Here is a 15939-nt window from a genome sequence, read left to right on the forward strand (position 1 = left end):
CATGCGCATCGCATTTCTCGGCGGCGTCTCGCTCGCCGCGCTTGCCTGCTCGCCGGCACTGGCCGCGAAGCCGGTATCCAACGCCGCCATTCTGGAGCGCCTGAATGCGCTGGAGGCGAAGGTCGACCAGCTTCAGGCGGAGAATGCCGATCTGCGCCACCAGATCGACGATCAGAAGGCGACCGTGGCCACCATCCCGGCGCAGGTGACGACCGCCGTCGCGCAGGCCGCGCAGGCCGCGCCGCCGCCCGCCCCGGCCCCCGCGCCCGCTCAGGCGGCCAAGCCGCAGGGGCAGACGGCGTGGACGATCGTGCCGCAGTTCAGCTCGCCGGACGGGAATTTCACCTTCAAGCCGCGCGGCATCCTCGACGTCGACTATGCCGCTTTCAACGAGCGTCGCGGCGGCTACGACTTCAACAACGGCACGCAGGTCCGCCGCGGCCGCTTCGGCTTCGACGGCACCGCCTTCAAGCAGTTCGCCTGGCGTATCGAGGGCGAATGGGTGGGCGGCACCGCCAGCCTGCTCGACGCCTATGTGGCCTATACCGGCACCAAGAACCTCACCGTCACGCTCGGCCAGCTCAAGATTCCGGCCGGGCTGGAAGCCAATACGTCGGATTCGTTCAACACCTTCCTTGAGCGCGGCATGGCCAACACCGCCTTCGGCGCGGTGGGCGGCGAGCGCCGCGTCGGCCTGACGGTCGCCTATGCGAACAAGCTCGTCACGGCGACCGGGGGCCTTTACGGCGCCAACGAATCCATCTCGCGCAACACCACCACGCCCGACGAGGTGTGGGGCTATAACGGCCGCGTGACGGTCGAGCCGATCAACAAGCGTGGCCGCGTGCTGCATCTCGGCGCGGCGGGCTATCATGTGAAGGATCTGGCGGGGAACAGCGTCACGCTGGCGGACCGTCCGAACGTGCGCGTCGACAATGGCAGCCTGGAATCGGTGGCGATCACCGGCAGCGCCGTCAACGGCGTGCAGACCGGTGTGAAGAGCGCGACCTATTATGATCTCGAAGGTGCCGGCGTGTACGGCCCCTTCTCGGTGCAGGGTGAGTATAACCACATGCACCTCGATCGCTTCGCGGCGGCTCCGTCGCTCAACTTCGATGGCTATTACGTCTACGGCACCTTCTTCCTCACCGGCGAATCGCGTAGCTTCGTCAATGGTGTGGTCGATCGTCTGCGGCCGATCCGCCCGTTCGATCCGTCGAAGGGCAATTGGGGCGCGTGGGAGCTGGCGGTCCGCTATGACAAGATCAATCTCACCGATCATGATCTCTCGCCGCTCAACCATAACGGCCATGGCTGGACCGGCGCGGTGAACTGGTATCTCAGCGGCAATCTGAAGCTGATGTTCAACTATATCCGCTTCACCGGATACAATTCGACGCTGGTGGCGGCGCCGGTGAGCATCAACGGCACCACCGCGAAGGGCGACGCCTTCGCCACCCGACTGCATCTGGATTTCTGATGAACGCGACGCCGGCCCTTCTCGGCCCGCCCGCGGCGGGCCGGCCTCGCAAGACACGGTGGAGGACGGCGATGCCGGGCCTCCACCTGACCCTGGGCATGACCTTGCTGTGGCTGGGCCTGCTCGTGCTGCTGCCGATGGCGGCGGTGATCGCCCGCTCGCTGGGGCTCGGGCCGAGGCATTTCGCGGAGGTGGCCTTCTCCGCCCGCGCGCTCGCCGCCTATCGGCTGAGCTTCGGCGCGGCGCTGCTGGCGGGGGCGATCAACGCGGTGTTCGGCTTCGGCATCGCCTGGGTGCTCACCCGCTACCAGTTTCCGGGCAAGAGGCTGGCGAGCGCGCTGGTCGACCTGCCCTTCGCGCTGCCGACGGCGGTGGCGGGCATCGCGCTCACCGCCATCTACGCCAACACCGGCATCATCGGCCGCCCGCTCGCCGCGATCGGCATCCACATCGCCTACAAGCCGGCGGGCGTGGTGCTGGCGCTGATCTTCATCGGCCTGCCCTTCGTGGTGCGGACGGTCGAGCCGGTGCTGGCCGACCTCCCCAGGGACATCGAGGAAGCCGCCGCGACGCTGGGCGCGAGCCGCCTCGCGATCTTTGCCCGCGTGCTGCTGCCCGAAGTGGCGCCGGCGCTGCTGACCGGCTTCGCGCTCGCCTTCGCGCGCGGTGTGGGCGAATATGGCTCGGTGATCTTCATCGCGGGCAACATGCCCTTCGTGTCCGAGATCGCGCCGCTGCTGATCGTGACGCAGCTCGAACAGTTCGACTATGAGGGCGCGACGGCGATCGCGGCCGTGATGCTCGCCATCTCCTTCGCGATGCTGGCGGTCATCAACCTCATCCAGGCGCGCGAGCGCCACTGGCGGGACGGCGGACGATGAGGGCGGCCACCACCGAGCCCCGCGCCGTCCGCGCGCTGCTGATCCTGCTGGCGATCGGCTGGCTGGCGCTCGTCATCCTGCTGCCGCTCCTCGCGGTGTTCGTGCAGGCGCTCGAGAAGGGCACGGGCCCCTTCGTCGATGCGATCCTCCAGCCGGATGCGCTGGCCTCGATCCGGCTGACCCTGCTGACGGCGGCGTTGGTCGTGCCGATCAACTGCGTGTTCGGCATCGCGGCAGCCTGGGCCGTCGCCAAGCATGATTTCCGCGGGCGCAACCTGCTCGTCAGCCTGATCGACCTGCCCTTCTCGGTGTCACCGGTGGTGGCGGGGCTGATGTTCGTGCTGCTGTTCGGAGCCAATGGCTGGTTCGGGCCGTGGTTGATGGCCCACGGCGTCCGCATCATGTTCGCGGTGCCGGCGATCGTCATCGCCACCGCCTTCGTCACTTTCCCGTATGTGGCGCGGGAGCTGATCCCGCTGATGGTGGCGCAGGGCCGCGCCGAGGAAGAGGCGGCGCTGACATTGGGCGCCAACGGCTTTCAGGCCTTCTGGCATGTGACCTTGCCCAATATCCGCTGGGGCCTGCTCTACGGCGTGCTGCTCACCAATGCGCGCGCGATGGGCGAGTTCGGCGCGGTGTCGGTGGTGTCGGGGCACATCCGGGGGCTCACCAACACCATGCCGCTGCATGTCGAGGTGCTCTACAACGAGTATAATTTCGTCGGCGCGTTCGCGGTCGCCTCGCTTCTGGCCGGACTTGCGCTGGTGACGCTGGCGGCGAAGACTCTGCTCGAATGGCGCCACCGCGATGCGCTCGCCGCGACGGGACATTAGAATGACCATTACCATCGACACGCTCGTCAAGACGTTCGGGACGAGCTCGGCCCTGAACGGCGTCAGCCTCGACATCGCCGACGGCGCCTTCGTTGCGCTGCTCGGCCCTTCCGGTTCGGGCAAGACGACGCTGCTGCGCATCATCGCTGGGCTGGAGGCGGCGGATTCGGGCCATGTCCTGTTCGGCGGCGAGGATGTGACCGACCGCGCCGTGCAGGATCGCGGCATCGGCTTCGTCTTCCAGCATTATGCGCTGTTCCGCCACATGACGGTGGCGCAGAACATCGCCTTCGGGCTGACCGTGATGAAGCGCCGCCAGCGGCCGAAGAAGGCGGACATCGCCGCCCGCGTCGAGGAACTGCTTGGGCTGGTGCAGTTGCCCGGATTGGGCGAGCGCTTCCCCTCCCAGCTCTCCGGCGGCCAGCGGCAGCGCGTGGCGCTGGCCCGCGCGCTGGCCCGCGAGCCCAAGATCCTGCTGCTCGACGAGCCCTTCGGCGCGCTCGACACCAAGGTCCGCCGCGAGCTGCGCGTGGCGCTGCGCGAGATTCACGATCGCGTCGGGCTGACCTCGATCTTCGTGACCCACGATCGCGAGGAGGCCTTCGCGCTCGCCGACAAGGTGGCGATCCTGTCGAACGGGCGGATCGAGCAATTTGGCCCGCCCTCCGAGATCGAGCGGGCGCCGGCCAGCGAGTTCGTGCGCGACTTCGTGATCTGAATCAGGCGCCCGACCGGCTCTCGCCATAGCGGAAGCCGATCCAGAGCGTGCGCGGCGTTGCGCGCTCGACGATGTCGTCGCCCGAGATGCCGGCCTCGACGCGCGTGTTGGAGAGATTCTCCGCCCGCGCCTCGATCGCGAAGCCATGGCCGATCGGCACCAGCGCGGTGGCGTCGAGCGTCATCGCGCCCTTCAGCGTCTCGGTGTTGAGATCGTCCTCATATTGCGGCCCGATATAGCGCAGCGTCGCCGAGAGCTTCGCGATCCGGGGGCTCCAGCCGAGCGTCGCCGAGGCGGAATGCTTGGCCGTCTGCGCCGGGCGGAGGCCGTCGAGCGGGATCGCCTGCCCCTTCGCCCGCACATGCGCATCGGTATAGGCATAGGAGGCCGACAGGCTCCAGATGCCCACCGCGAGGCGGGCGTCCAGCTCCGCACCTCTTGAGCTGATCGCGTGGAGATTCTGGCGGATCAGCGTCCGTGCGCCGGTGGGGGCGATGGCGGTGGTGACGTTGCCGATCGCGTCCTCCAGCCGGTTGGCGAACAGAGTCGCGCCGACATGGAGATTGGGGAGCGGCTGATAATCGATGCCCGCGTCCACGCCCTTCAGCCGCTCGGGATCGAGCAGCGGATCGGCCTGCGTCGTGTCGCTGCCGACGCGATAGCTGCGATAGAGTTCGTTGAGCGTCGGCAAGCGCCAGCCAAGATAGCCCGCCGCGCGCAGCGTGATGGCGCCGTCTCCCGGCTTCCATGCGACGCCACCTCGCCCCGTCGGCCGCCAGCCCGAGCGGTTCGGATAGGCGGTGTCGGTGAGCACCGCTCCGTTCGCCAGCGCATGCTGGTGGAGGAAGCCGTCCATGATCCGCCAGCGATCGATGCGGCCGCCAGCGGTGAGCGTCAGCCCGTCGAGCGGCTCGGCGCTCCCTTCCGCGAAGCCGCCGAGGGTGAGCGACCTGCCCCCCGCCGCGCGTCCGTTGACCGGCGATCCGGCGACGAACTGGTACAGTTCATCCGTCTCGCCGGTGACGTAGCGCGTGTCCGCGCCAAGGCGGAGCTGGACCTTCTCGCCCACTGGCGGACGAATCTCGAAGCGGCCGCCGAGCCCGGTGGAGGGCACCGAATATTGGTTCAATGTCTCGGTCGCGACCGTGCGGCTGTCGTTCACCGAGGCGAAGCCCGCCGAGAAGCTGCGCGCCTGCACATAGGCGGTCGCCTCATAGCCCCAGCGACCATGGCCGATCAGGCGGAGGCTGGCGTCCTCGCCCTCGGTGCGGTTGGGCTGGAAGGGGGTGCCGCGGCTGCGATGATCGGTGAAGACCAGCCCCGAGGCCTGCAACTCGCTATCCGCGCCGACCGGGACCACCGCGCGGCCGGCGACGCTCGCCTGCTTGTAGTCGGCGGGCTCGTCGACCGGCCCGCGATCCGCCTTCACGATCGGCACGAAGCCGTCGCCGCGCGCATAGCTGGCCGAGAGGAAACCGGTGCCGCCGCCCATCTGCCCCGACACGCCGGCATGGGCGTCGAGCGAATTGCGGCTGCCATAAGCGAGATCGGCCCAGACCGGCGCGAGCTGCTGCGGCGTGGCGCTCGAAAGCTCGATCGTGCCGGCGAGCGCGCCGGGGCCGGCCACGCCCGATCCGCCGCCGCGCGTCACGCGGACGAGGCCGAGCCGCTCGGGATCGATCGCCGAAAAGCTCTCCCAGCCGCCGAAGGGATCGATGAAGGGCACGCCGTCCAGCGTGATGAGCGCGCGCGACGAGGCGTTGCCGCCGAGCCCCCGGAGCGTCGCGCCCTGGCTCGTCGGCTGGGCCGAGCGCGAATCCGAGCGGCGGAACTGGGCGAAGCCGGCGACGTCGCGCAGCACATCCTCCAGCCGTCCGCTGGCGACGCCCTGCAAGCGGTCATGCTCGATGGTGGCGACGTCATAGGCGGCGTCGCCGGGCGGCTGCGGCAGGCTGGCGCCGGTGACGAGAATCTCCTGCGGCAGCGACTGGGCGGTGGCAGGGGCGGCCAGCGCCGCGGCGGAGAGGAGACAGAGACGCATCCGTAGCCTGATGGCACAGCGCGCGTGCGACGCAAACGCTTGGGGGAACCCATCTGTCATGCCATTCAGCGCCATGGATTTCCGCCGCCTCCGTCCCGTGCTGATCCTCGCCGGTCTGTTGTCGCTCGGTGGCGCATTGCTGCTGTGGAACGCGGGGGCGGACATTGCGCTGCATCGCATGATGCGGCTCGACGCCGACGGGCCATGGGTGCGGCCGACGCTCTGGCTGACGCTGTTCGGCGGGCTGAAGGTGATGGGACCGATCGCGCTCGCCACGGCCGGCTGGCTGGGATGGCGGCGGCGCGGGCGGGACGCGCTATGGCTGGTGCTGAGCGTCGGCAGCGGGCGGCTGGCGGTGGAAGGGATCAAGCTCCTCGTCCGGCGCCCGCGGCCGCCGGTGACGGATCATCTCGATGCGGTGTCGTCATGGAGCTTCCCCAGCTCGCACAGCGCGGGGACGATGATGACCTGCCTCGCGCTGGCCTTGCTCGCGGGAGGGCGCTGGCCGGCCGTCGGCGTGGCGCTGGCCGCGGCGGGTCTGGTCGGCTGGAGCCGGGTGGCGCTCGGCGTCCACTGGCCGAGCGACGTGCTGGCGGGCTGGGGTTTTGGGCTGCTGTGGATCGGGCTCTGGGCGCGTCAGGGCGGGCCGATGCGATCCGGGTGAGCGGCGGCGAAAGCCTCGATCTCCGTGCAGCGCGCGTCGACCGCCACCAGCTTCGGATAGGCGTCCAACGGCACCGCAAAGCGCCGCGCATTGTAGATCTGCGGCACGAGGCAAAGGTCGGGCAGCCCCGGAATTGCTCCGGCCAGGAAAGGCGTGTCGCCGGCCAGCGCTTCCAGCGCGGTGAAGCCCTCGGTCATCCAGTGGGCAAGCCAGCGCTGCCGCTCGTCGGCGTCGACGTGCAGCTCCTGCTCCAGCCAGCGCATCATCCGCAGATTGTTGATCGGATGGATGTCGCAGGCGACGATCAGTGCCTTGGCCATCGCGTCGGCGCGCGCCAGCGGATCGCTAGGGAGCAGCGCGGGCTCCGGGAAGCGCCGGTCGAGATAGTCGATGATCGCGACGCTCTGGATCAGCCTCTGCCCGTCGATCTCCAGCGTCGGCAGCATCCCCTGCGGATCGATCGCGCGATAGGCCTCGCTCTTATGCTCCGCGGCGAGCAGGTTCACGGGCACCGCCTCATAAGCGAGGCCCTTGAGGTTGAGCGCGATCCGCACCCGATAGGCCGCGGACGAGCGCCAGTAATCGTGAAGGCGGATAGTCGGTTGGGTCATGCGGCTATCCGCCCTCTCGAAGTGTCGATCAGCCGACGGCGTGGCCGGCCAGCGCCGCCAGTAGCAGAAGAGCGACGATGTTGGTGATCTTGATCATCGGGTTCACGGCCGGTCCGGCGGTGTCCTTGTAGGGATCGCCGACGGTGTCACCGGTGACGGCGGCCTTGTGGGCCTCCGACCCCTTGCCGCCGTAGTTCCCGTCCTCGATGAACTTCTTGGCATTGTCCCACGCGCCGCCGCCGGACGTCATGGAGAGCGCCACGAACAACCCCGAGACGATCACGCCGAGCAGCAGCGCGCCGAGCGCTGCGAAGCCGTTTTCCGCGCCCGCCACGAAGCGGATCACGAAATAGACGACGATCGGCGCCAGCACCGGCAGCAGGCTGGGCACGATCATCTCCTTGATCGCGGCGCGGGTGACGAGATCGACGGTGCGGGCGTAGTTGGGCCGCGCCGTGCCTTCCATGATGCCGGGATTGTCGCGGAACTGGGCGCGCACTTCCTCGACCACTGCGCCCGCCGCGCGGCCGACCGCCGTCATCCCCATCGCGCCGAACAGATAGGGCAGCAGCGCGCCCAGCAGCAGGCCGACGATGACGTAGGGGTTGGAGAGCGAGAAATCGACATGGAGATCGGGGAAGAAGGTCTTGAGGTCCGTCGTATAGGCGCCGAACAGCACCAGCGCGGCAAGGCCGGCCGATCCGATCGCATAGCCCTTGGTGACCGCCTTGGTGGTGTTGCCCACGGCATCGAGCGCGTCGGTGCGGTTGCGTACGTCATGCTCCAGCCCCGCCATCTCGGCGATGCCGCCGGCATTGTCGGTGACGGGTCCGTAGGCGTCGAGCGCCACCACCATGCCGGCCAGCGCCAGCATCGCGGTCGCGCCGAAGGCGATGCCGAGCACGCCGGCGAGCTGATAGGCGACCACCACGGCCACCACGATCACCAGCGTCGGAAGCGCGGTCGCCTCGAGGCTGACGGCGAGACCCTGGATCACGTTGGTGCCATGGCCCGTCTGCGAGGCGAAGGCGATCGACTTCACCGGGCGATAGTTGGTGCCGGTGTAGTATTCCGTGATCCACACCAGCGCGCCGGTGACGGCGAGGCCGACGATCATGCACCAGAACAGGCTGGCGCCCGTCACCGCCGATCCGGCGATGGGGGCGTGCATGTCGCCCAGCACCCACGCGGAGACGGGCCAGAAGGCGAGCGCCGCCAGCACCACCGAGGTCCAGAAGCCCTTGTAGAGCGCGCCCATGATCGAGCCGGAGCCCAGCCGCACCAGGAAGGTGCCGATGATCGAGGTGACGATGCACACGCCGCCGATCAGCAGCGGCAGCGCCATCAGGCGGAGCAGGCTCTCCGGATCGGTGCCGCCTGCGAACAGCGCGATCGACACCATGGTGACGCCCAGCGTGACCACATAGGTCTCGAACAGGTCGGCCGCCATGCCGGCGCAGTCGCCGACATTGTCGCCGACATTGTCCGCGATCACGGCGGGGTTGCGGGGGTCGTCCTCGGGGATGCCGGCCTCGACCTTGCCGACGAGATCGGCGCCGACGTCGGCCGCCTTGGTGAAGATGCCGCCGCCCAGACGCGCGAAGATCGAGATCAGCGATGCGCCGAAGGAGAGCGCGACCAGCGCGTCCACCACGGTGCGGTCATGCGGGTCGCCGGGGACATGGCCGCCGGGGCCGACGAGATACCAGAAGAAGATCGAGATCGCGAGCAGGCCGAGCCCCGCCACGAGCAGGCCGGTGACCGCGCCCGAGCGGAAGGCGGCGGTGAGGCCGCCCTGAAGGCTCGCCCGCGCAGCCTCGGCGGTGCGGACGTTCGCGCGCACCGAGATGTTCATCCCGATGAAGCCGGTGAGCCCCGACAGGATCGCGCCGAGCAGGAAGCCGGCAGCCGAGATGGGGCCGAGGAAGTAGAAGACGATGATCGCCACCACGATGCCGACGATCGCGATCGTGCGGTACTGGCGGGCCAGATAGGCGCGGGCGCCTTCCTGAATGGCGCCGGCGATCTCGACCATGCGCGGGTTGCCGGCGGGAAGGGCAAGCAATTGCTGACTGGTGATCAGGCCGTACAGCACGGCCAGCACGCCGCAGACTATGGCCCCGTAGACGACGATCATAGGCAGTTCCTCCTCGAAGGCCCTGGTGGATCGCCGCTGCCCACGTTTGCCGGGGTCGGCCGGCGCGAAGGCCTTGGGAGCAAGTTAGAACGGCAAGTGAGGGACTTGGCAAGTCACGCCATCGATCCGCCCGGTCCGTGGACATAGCCGAGGCGGCCGGGAAGCGGCACCGGATCGGCCCGGTCGTGAAGCGTTATCCCCGTTCCGGGGGCGAAACATCCGATGCGGCGGGCGTCGAGCCCCAGCTCCACGATCGCCGCGCGTTCGGACGGGTCTGCGGCCAGGATCAGCGCATAGTCGTCGCCCGCGGTGACGGCGGCGAGGCGCGCCGCGCGGTCCTCGCCCGCGAAGGCGGTGAGCGCGGGCGAGCGCGGCACCGTCGCGAGGTTGATGATGACCGACAGGTCCGACGCGGTGGCGATACGGCTGGCGTCGATCAGCAGCCCGTCGGAGACGTCGGCCATGGCATGGGCGTGGGGGGCGAGCAGCCGTCCTTCGGCGAGCAGCGGCTGCGGGCGGCGATAGGCGGCGAGCAGCTCGGCCGGCCCCTCCTCCCCTCGTGCGATGGCGAGCCCGGCGCCTGCCTCGCCGATCCGGCCGACGAGCCAGAGATCGTCGCCCTCCTTCGCGCCCCGCCGGTCGGGCGCATAAGGCGAGCGGCCGAGCGCGGTCAGCCCGATCATGCGCGGTGCGCCGTCGGGTGCGGACACGGTGTCGCCGCCGAGCAGCGGCACGCCGAAATGACGAAGCGCCACGCCAAGGCCATCGACGAAGGCTGCATCCCACACATCGTCACCCAGTGGATAGCCCAGCAGTACGCCCTCCGGCGTCGCGCCCTTGGCGGCGAGGTCCGAGAGATTCACGGCGAGGATCTTCCACGCCACGTCGGCGGGGGGATCGGCGGGGAGATAATGGACGCCCTCGACGATCATGTCGTGGGTCAGCACGAGCTCGCCCAGCACCGCCGCATCGTCGGCGAGTCCGCGCGCGGCCGGGTGGGTGGCGATGGCGCGCAGGCGCTCTATGAAATCGTGCTCGGCCATGGCGCCGTCCTAGCGCGAAAGGCGGCCATGCGGCGAGAGGCGTAACGAGAAACGCTCCCTCCCCTTCCGTCATGCCGGACCTGATCCGGCATCCCGCTTCTTCTTCGCAAATGCGGGAGGGCAAGCTGGACCCCGGATCAAGTCCGGGGTGACGAAGGAGGGGGGGCAGGGCGACGGCTACAGTGGGCGCGTCGCCCGATCAGGCGCGGACCGTCTTGGCGATCGCGTCGAGCAGGCCGTTGACGAAGCCCTTCTCGCGCTTGTCGTAGAAGGCCGCCGCCACGTCGACATATTCGGAGATCGCCGTCGCCACCGACACGTCCGGCCGCGCCAGCAGCTCGTAAGCCCCCGCGCGCAGGATCTGGCGCATCGGCTTGTCGAGGCGGTCCATCGTCCAGCCGGCGGCGAGGCGCTCGGCGATCAGGCCGTCCAGCTCCTCGCGGCGGGCGTCGACGCCCTTCACGACGTCATCGAAAAAGCTCACCTCGGCATAGGCATATTCGACATCGTCGATGGTCGCGCCCAGCCGATGCTGGTGGAACTCGGTGAGCAGCAGGACGAGCGGCGTGCCCTCCATCTCCTGCTGGTAGAGCGCCTGGACGGCGGCGAGCCGCGCCGCCGAACGGGCGCGGGAGCGTGCGGGTTTCTGGGTCATGATCTCTTACTGTTGCAGCCGCAGCGCGACCGAGCGGCCGTGCGCGGGAAGCCCCTCCGCCTCCGCCAGCGCGACGGCCGCCGGGCCGATGCGCTGGATCGAGGAGGCGTCGCAGGCGAGGAAGCTGGTGCGCTTCATGAAATCGAGCACCGACAGGCCCGACGCGAAGCGCGCGCGCCGGCCGGTGGGAAGCACATGGTTCGGCCCGCCGACATAATCGCCGACCGCCTCGGGCGTGTGGCGGCCGAGGAACACCGATCCGGCATGGCGGACGCGCGCGAACAGCGGCTCGGGATCGTCGACGGCGAGTTCGAGATGCTCGGGCGCGAGACGGTCGCAGAGCGGAATCGCGTTGGCCAGATCGGACACGAGGATGATCGCGCCATTGTCCGTCCAGCTCTGCGTCGCGACCGCGCTGGTGGCGAGCGTTTCGAGCTGGCGGGCGACGGCGTCCGCCACCTTGTCGGCGAAGGCCGCGTCGTCGGTGAACAGGATCGACTGGCTGGTCGGGTCATGCTCGGCTTGGCTCAACAGGTCGGCGGCGATCCAGTCGGGGTCGTTCTGCCCATCGGCGACGACGACGATCTCGGAGGGGCCGGCCACCATGTCGATGCCGACGCGGCCGTAGAGCTGGCGCTTGGCCTCGGCCACCCAGGCGTTGCCGGGGCCGACGATCACGTCGACCGGGGCAACCCGCTCGGTGCCATAAGCCAATGCGCCGACCGCCTGCGCGCCGCCGATGCGATACATCTCGTCGACGCCGGCGATCTCGGCCGCCGCCAGCACGAGCGGGTTGAGCACGCCGCCCGGCGTCGGCACCACCATCGCGAGCCGCGAGACGCCCGCCACCTTGGCGGGGATCGCGTTCATCAGCACCGAGGAGGGATAGGCCGCCCGACCGCCGGGCACATAGAGGCCCGCCGAATCGACCGCGCTCCAGCGCGCGCCGATGCGGACGCCGGCTGCATCGGTGTGGTCGCGATTCTCGGGGCGCTGGGCTGCGTGGTAGACGCGGATGCGTTCGGCTGCGAGTTCGATCGCCTCGCGGAGCTTCGGCTCCAGCCCGTCGAGCGCGGCGCGGCGGGTGGCCTTGTCGATCTCCCAGCCGCTCTGAGCGAGGTCATGGCCGTCGAACTTCAGCGTCCGCTCGGCCACCGCCGCGTCGCCGCGCGCGCGGACATCGGCCAGAATCTCGGAGACGGCGGCGGAGACATCCGCATCCGCCTCGCGCCGGGCGTCGACCAGCGCGGCGAAATCCGCCTCGAAGCTCGCGTCGGCGGCGTTGAGCTTAAGCGGCATCGCGCATCTCCTGCGCGGCGGCGCGGAAGCCGGCGACCAGCGGGCCGAGCGTGTCGGCGCGCGTCTTGAAGGCGGCGCGGTTGACGATCAGCCGGGCGGAGACCTCCGCGATCGTCTCGACCTCGACGAGGCCATTCTCCTTGAGCGTGCGGCCCGACGACACGAGATCGACGATGCGTGTCGCGAGGCCCAGCACCGGGGCGATCTCCATCGCGCCGTTGAGCTTCACGCACTCGGCCTGCACGCCGCGCGCCTCGAAATGGCGGCGGGTGATATGCGGATATTTGGTCGCGACGCGGACATGGCTCCACTCGCGCGGATCGTCGCTGGCGGCGAGGCCGGCGGGCTCGGCCACCGAAATGCGGCAATGCCCGATGCCGAGATCGACCGGGGCATAAAGCTCCGAATAATCGAACTCCATCAGCACGTCCGATCCGACGATGCCGAGCTGCGCCGCGCCATGCGCGACGAAGGTGGCGACGTCGAAGGCGCGGACGCGGATCAGCTCGATGTCGGCGCGATCGGTCTTGAAGCGCAGCGCGCGCGAATCCGGGTCGCTGAACGCTGGCTCGGGGCGGATACCGGCGCGCGCCAGCATCGGCAGCGCCTCCGACAGGATGCGCCCCTTCGGCACGGCGAGGATCACGGGCTCAGGCATGGCGCGTCCGATAGCGGGAGAGCGCCTTTCCGGCAAGGAAGTCAGGCGCGATCCAGCTCGGGATAATGGCGGAAGATGCCGTCGCCGAACGGCAGCCGCCGGTCGGAGGCGAGATAGCCGGCCAGTTCGGGCAGCGCCGCCACCCGATCATGGAGTGCCGTGACCGCCGGACAATCGTGCTCTACTGCCCCCATCCGGCGGGGGAAAGCGAAGCGCAGCCCCTCGACGAGGTGGAAGAGCGACAGGTCGGCATAGCTCCACCGTGCGCCGGTCAGCCAGTCGCCGGCCGAGCGTGCCAGCGCGCGCTCGAACCAGCCGAGGAATTTGGGGATGCGCTCGTCGCGGAAGCTCTGCGCGGCGCGGGCCGCCTCGGGCTTCTGGTCCTCGTAATAAGCGGAAGCGGCGACGGGATGGTGGACGTCATGCGCTTCGGCCACCATGTCGGCGATGGTGAGCTGCGCCTGGTGCGCGAAGTGGCGGCCGGCGGGATCGCCGGGCGCGAGGTCGTGCGTGTCGCCCAGATGGAGCAGGATGGCGGCGACCTGCGCGATCACCAGCCCGTCCGCCACCAGATAGGGCGGCGCGAAGGGCTCGGGGAGGCGGGCGTGCATGTCCGCCATCAGCCCGTCCTCGCCCAGCTCGCGCGCCTTGTCGGCATAGGCGATGCCGCCGGCCTCGAGCGCGAGGCGGACGAACTCGCCGCGTCCGGGGATGGTGGGCCAATACCAGAGTTCATAGGCCATGCCGCTCTCCTCTCCTGCTCCCAACGAGCGGGGGTGGAGATCGGCGCCATGGCCTCTGGCGGCGTCAGGCCTCGCCGGGCGCGCGCGCCTTGATCGCGAGCGCATGGACGCGCTCGACCAGCAGCTCGGCCAGCGCCTGATTCACCAGCCGCTGGCGGGCGACGCGGTTCAGGCCTTCGAAGGCGGGTACGACGATCTCGACGGTGAAGTGGCTTTCGCCGCGCGAATCATGGCCGGCATGGCCGCGATGCTTCTCGCTGTCGTCGATCACGGCGAGCTGTGTCGGGGATAGGGCGGCGGTGAGGCGGCGGGCGATTTCGGCGGCGACGGGGCCGGTGGAAGCTGTGGTCATCCGCCCTATATAGCGGGCTTTGCCGAAAGACGGGGAGTGAAGTTGGCGGACGAAGACGGCCGGAGGAGGAGCCCGCGTTTCCACGGGCGCGTCGAGAGCGGGCGGATGTGCGAGGAGCCGGGCTGCGATCTGCCGGGCGAGTTCCGCGCGCCCGCCGGCGAGCGCACGCGGAACGACGGCCCGCCGCACTACCGCTGGTTCTGCCTCGATCATGTCCGCGCCTTCAACGCCCGCTACAATTTCTTCGCCGGGATGGACGCCGAGGCGATCGAGGCGGCGCAGCGCCCCTATGCCGGCTGGGAGCGCGAGACACGCGCCTTCAGCCATGTCGGTGCCGATCTCCCGCCGCGCTGGTCCGACTTCGGCGATCCGCTCGATGCGATCGGCGCGCGCTTCCGCAAGCGCATGGACGAAGCCCGCGCCGAGCAGGCGACACGCGCCGACGGCCGCCCCCTCGGCCGCGAGGATCGCCAGTCATTGAAGGTGCTCGGCCTCGGTATCGATGCGGACCGCCGGGCGCTGCGTGCGCGCTATGCCGAGCTGGTCCGCCAGTACCACCCCGACCGCAATGGCGGGGACCGATCCCATGAGAAGGCTTTGCAGGACGTGATCGCGGCCTATACGCAGCTCAAGTCCGCACCCGCATTCGCCTGAGTCCGCACAAGAAGGTTCGACACGCAATGGCCGACATCCCCAACATCCAGCCCGACGCCCGCAGCGACACGCTGCTCGCCGCCCCCGACAAGATGGTGAAGGTGCGCGACCTGTTCGGGCTCGATTCGGACATGGAGGTGCCCGCCTTCTCCGAAGCCGACGAGCGCGTGCCCGATCTCGATCCGGCCTATGTGTTCGACCCGGAGACGACGACGGCCATCCTCGCCGGCTTCGCGCACAACCGCCGCGTGATGGTGCAGGGCTATCACGGCACGGGTAAGTCGTCGCACATCGAGCAGGTGGCGGCGCGCTTGAACTGGCCGTGCATCCGCATCAACCTCGACGCGCATGTCAGCCGTATCGACCTGATCGGCCGCGACGCCATCGTGCTGCGCGACGGCAAGCAGGTGACCGAGTTCCGCGAGGGCCTGCTGCCGTGGGCGCTCCAGACGCCGACGGCGCTGGTGTTCGACGAATATGACGCCGGCCGCCCGGACGTGATGTTCGTGATCCAGCGCGTGCTGGAGGCGGAGGGCAAGCTCACCCTGCTCGACCAGAATCGCGTGATCCGCGCCAACCCGTGGTTCCGCCTGTTCGCGACCGCCAACACGGTGGGCCTCGGCGACACATCGGGCCTCTACCACGGCACCCAGCAGATCAATCAGGGCCAGATGGACCGCTGGAACATCGTGGTCACGCTCAACTATCTGCCCGCGGCCACCGAGGCGCGGATCGTGCTCGCCAAGTCGGGCGAATATGACAGCGTCGACGGCAAGCAGACGGTCGACCGCATGGTGAAGGTCGCCGATCTCACGCGTCAGGGCTTCATGGCCGGCGACATCTCGACCGTGATGAGCCCGCGCACCGTGATCTCCTGGGCGCAGAACGCGCTGATCTTCGGCGATGTCGGCACCGCCTTCCGCATGAGCTTCCTCAACCGCTGCGACGAGGCCGAGCGCTCGCTGATCGCCGAATATTATCAGCGCGTGTTCGGCAAGGATCTGCCCGAGAGCGTGGTGAGGAAGGGATGATCGGCCATCCTCCCCAGCATGGGGAGGGGGACCGCTCGCAGAGCGGTGGAGGGGTGTCCGCGCCGGAAGAGCGCATGACCCTCGCCACGGGCGGCATCACCCCTCCGCCACCGGCTTCGCCGGCGGTCCCCCTCCCCGT

At 69.4% G+C, this 15939-nt stretch carries 16 protein-coding genes; 7 read left to right on the plus strand and 9 right to left on the minus strand.

All coding sequences use genetic code 11. The features are described from left to right. Position 1 precedes the first annotated feature (1 nt). The 4 genes from ST3T6A_RS0118525 (at position 2) to ST3T6A_RS20640 (ending at position 3912) form a co-directional block, all read left to right on the plus strand. Positions 2-1480 carry a porin gene (locus ST3T6A_RS0118525; protein ID WP_019834453.1) on the plus strand — a complete coding sequence of 493 codons (1479 nt, stop codon included), beginning with the start codon at positions 2-4 and terminating at the stop codon, positions 1478-1480. A gap of 71 nt (positions 1481-1551) precedes the next feature. Continuing rightward, the gene (cysT, locus tag ST3T6A_RS0118530; RefSeq protein WP_051103504.1) at positions 1552-2361 is read left to right on the plus strand and encodes a sulfate ABC transporter permease subunit CysT; all 810 of its coding nucleotides are present in this window, start codon (positions 1552-1554) and stop codon (positions 2359-2361) included. Further along, positions 2358-3194 carry a sulfate ABC transporter permease subunit CysW gene (gene cysW, locus ST3T6A_RS0118535; protein WP_019834455.1) on the plus strand — a complete coding sequence of 279 codons (837 nt, stop codon included), beginning with the start codon at positions 2358-2360 and terminating at the stop codon, positions 3192-3194. The genes cysT and cysW overlap by 4 nt, the downstream gene beginning before the upstream one ends. 1 nt (position 3195) lies before the next feature. Then, positions 3196-3912, plus strand: a complete 717-nt coding sequence (locus ST3T6A_RS20640; protein WP_019834456.1) for a sulfate ABC transporter ATP-binding protein — start codon at positions 3196-3198, stop codon at positions 3910-3912. A gap of 1 nt (position 3913) precedes the next feature. On the opposite strand, the gene ST3T6A_RS0118545 is transcribed toward ST3T6A_RS20640, so the two are convergent. Continuing rightward, positions 3914-5953: a TonB-dependent receptor gene (locus ST3T6A_RS0118545; protein ID WP_019834457.1), complete on the minus strand. Its 2040-nt coding sequence runs from the start codon at positions 5951-5953 to the stop codon at positions 3914-3916. Between the two features lie 73 nt (positions 5954-6026). Between ST3T6A_RS0118545 and ST3T6A_RS0118550 the strand changes: the two genes are divergently transcribed. Beyond that, positions 6027-6617: a phosphatase PAP2 family protein gene (locus ST3T6A_RS0118550; protein ID WP_019834458.1), complete on the plus strand. Its 591-nt coding sequence runs from the start codon at positions 6027-6029 to the stop codon at positions 6615-6617. On the opposite strand, the gene maiA is transcribed toward ST3T6A_RS0118550, so the two are convergent. The 8 genes from maiA to ST3T6A_RS0118590 all read right to left on the minus strand — a co-directional run bounded on the left by maiA (position 6590) and on the right by ST3T6A_RS0118590 (position 14115). Continuing rightward, on the minus strand, positions 6590-7228 hold the full coding sequence (gene maiA / locus ST3T6A_RS0118555) for a maleylacetoacetate isomerase (protein ID WP_019834459.1): 639 nt from the start codon (positions 7226-7228) through the stop codon (positions 6590-6592). The genes ST3T6A_RS0118550 and maiA overlap by 28 nt on opposite strands. Before the next feature lie 28 nt (positions 7229-7256). Further along, positions 7257-9365, minus strand: a complete 2109-nt coding sequence (locus ST3T6A_RS0118560) for a sodium-translocating pyrophosphatase (protein ID WP_019834460.1) — start codon at positions 9363-9365, stop codon at positions 7257-7259. Positions 9366-9478: 113 nt separating this feature from the next. Beyond that, positions 9479-10408 (minus strand): thiamine-phosphate kinase, encoded by a 930-nt coding sequence (thiL, locus tag ST3T6A_RS0118565; RefSeq protein ID WP_019834461.1) that lies wholly within the window; start codon positions 10406-10408, stop codon positions 9479-9481. Positions 10409-10607: 199 nt separating this feature from the next. Then, complete coding sequence (gene nusB, locus ST3T6A_RS0118570) at positions 10608-11063, minus strand: transcription antitermination factor NusB (RefSeq protein ID WP_019834462.1); 456 nt, start codon at positions 11061-11063, stop codon at positions 10608-10610. Between the two features lie 6 nt (positions 11064-11069). Then, entirely contained in the window at positions 11070-12362 is a 1293-nt protein-coding gene (hisD, locus tag ST3T6A_RS0118575) for a histidinol dehydrogenase (RefSeq protein ID WP_019834463.1), read from the minus strand. Further along, entirely contained in the window at positions 12352-13020 is a 669-nt protein-coding gene (gene hisG, locus ST3T6A_RS0118580) for an ATP phosphoribosyltransferase (RefSeq protein ID WP_019834464.1), read from the minus strand. Before hisG ends, hisD begins: the two co-directional genes overlap by 11 nt. A 41-nt stretch (positions 13021-13061) precedes the next feature. Beyond that, on the minus strand, positions 13062-13763 hold the full coding sequence (locus tag ST3T6A_RS0118585; protein WP_019834465.1) for a glutathione S-transferase: 702 nt from the start codon (positions 13761-13763) through the stop codon (positions 13062-13064). 64 nt (positions 13764-13827) lie between these two features. Further along, positions 13828-14115, minus strand: a complete 288-nt coding sequence (locus ST3T6A_RS0118590; protein ID WP_019834466.1) for a BolA family protein — start codon at positions 14113-14115, stop codon at positions 13828-13830. 105 nt (positions 14116-14220) lie between these two features. Here ST3T6A_RS0118590 and ST3T6A_RS0118595 point away from each other — a divergent pair, with 105 nt between their 5' ends. Further along, on the plus strand, positions 14221-14769 hold the full coding sequence (locus tag ST3T6A_RS0118595) for a J domain-containing protein (protein WP_019834467.1): 549 nt from the start codon (positions 14221-14223) through the stop codon (positions 14767-14769). Between the two features lie 26 nt (positions 14770-14795). After that, positions 14796-15800, plus strand: coding sequence for a cobaltochelatase subunit CobS (cobS, locus tag ST3T6A_RS0118600; protein ID WP_019834468.1), 1005 nt, complete (start codon positions 14796-14798; stop codon positions 15798-15800). Positions 15801-15939 lie beyond the last annotated feature (139 nt).

It is taken from the genome of Sphingomonas sp. PR090111-T3T-6A, assembly GCF_000383095.1.
Taxonomy (GTDB): domain Bacteria; phylum Pseudomonadota; class Alphaproteobacteria; order Sphingomonadales; family Sphingomonadaceae; genus Solisphingomonas.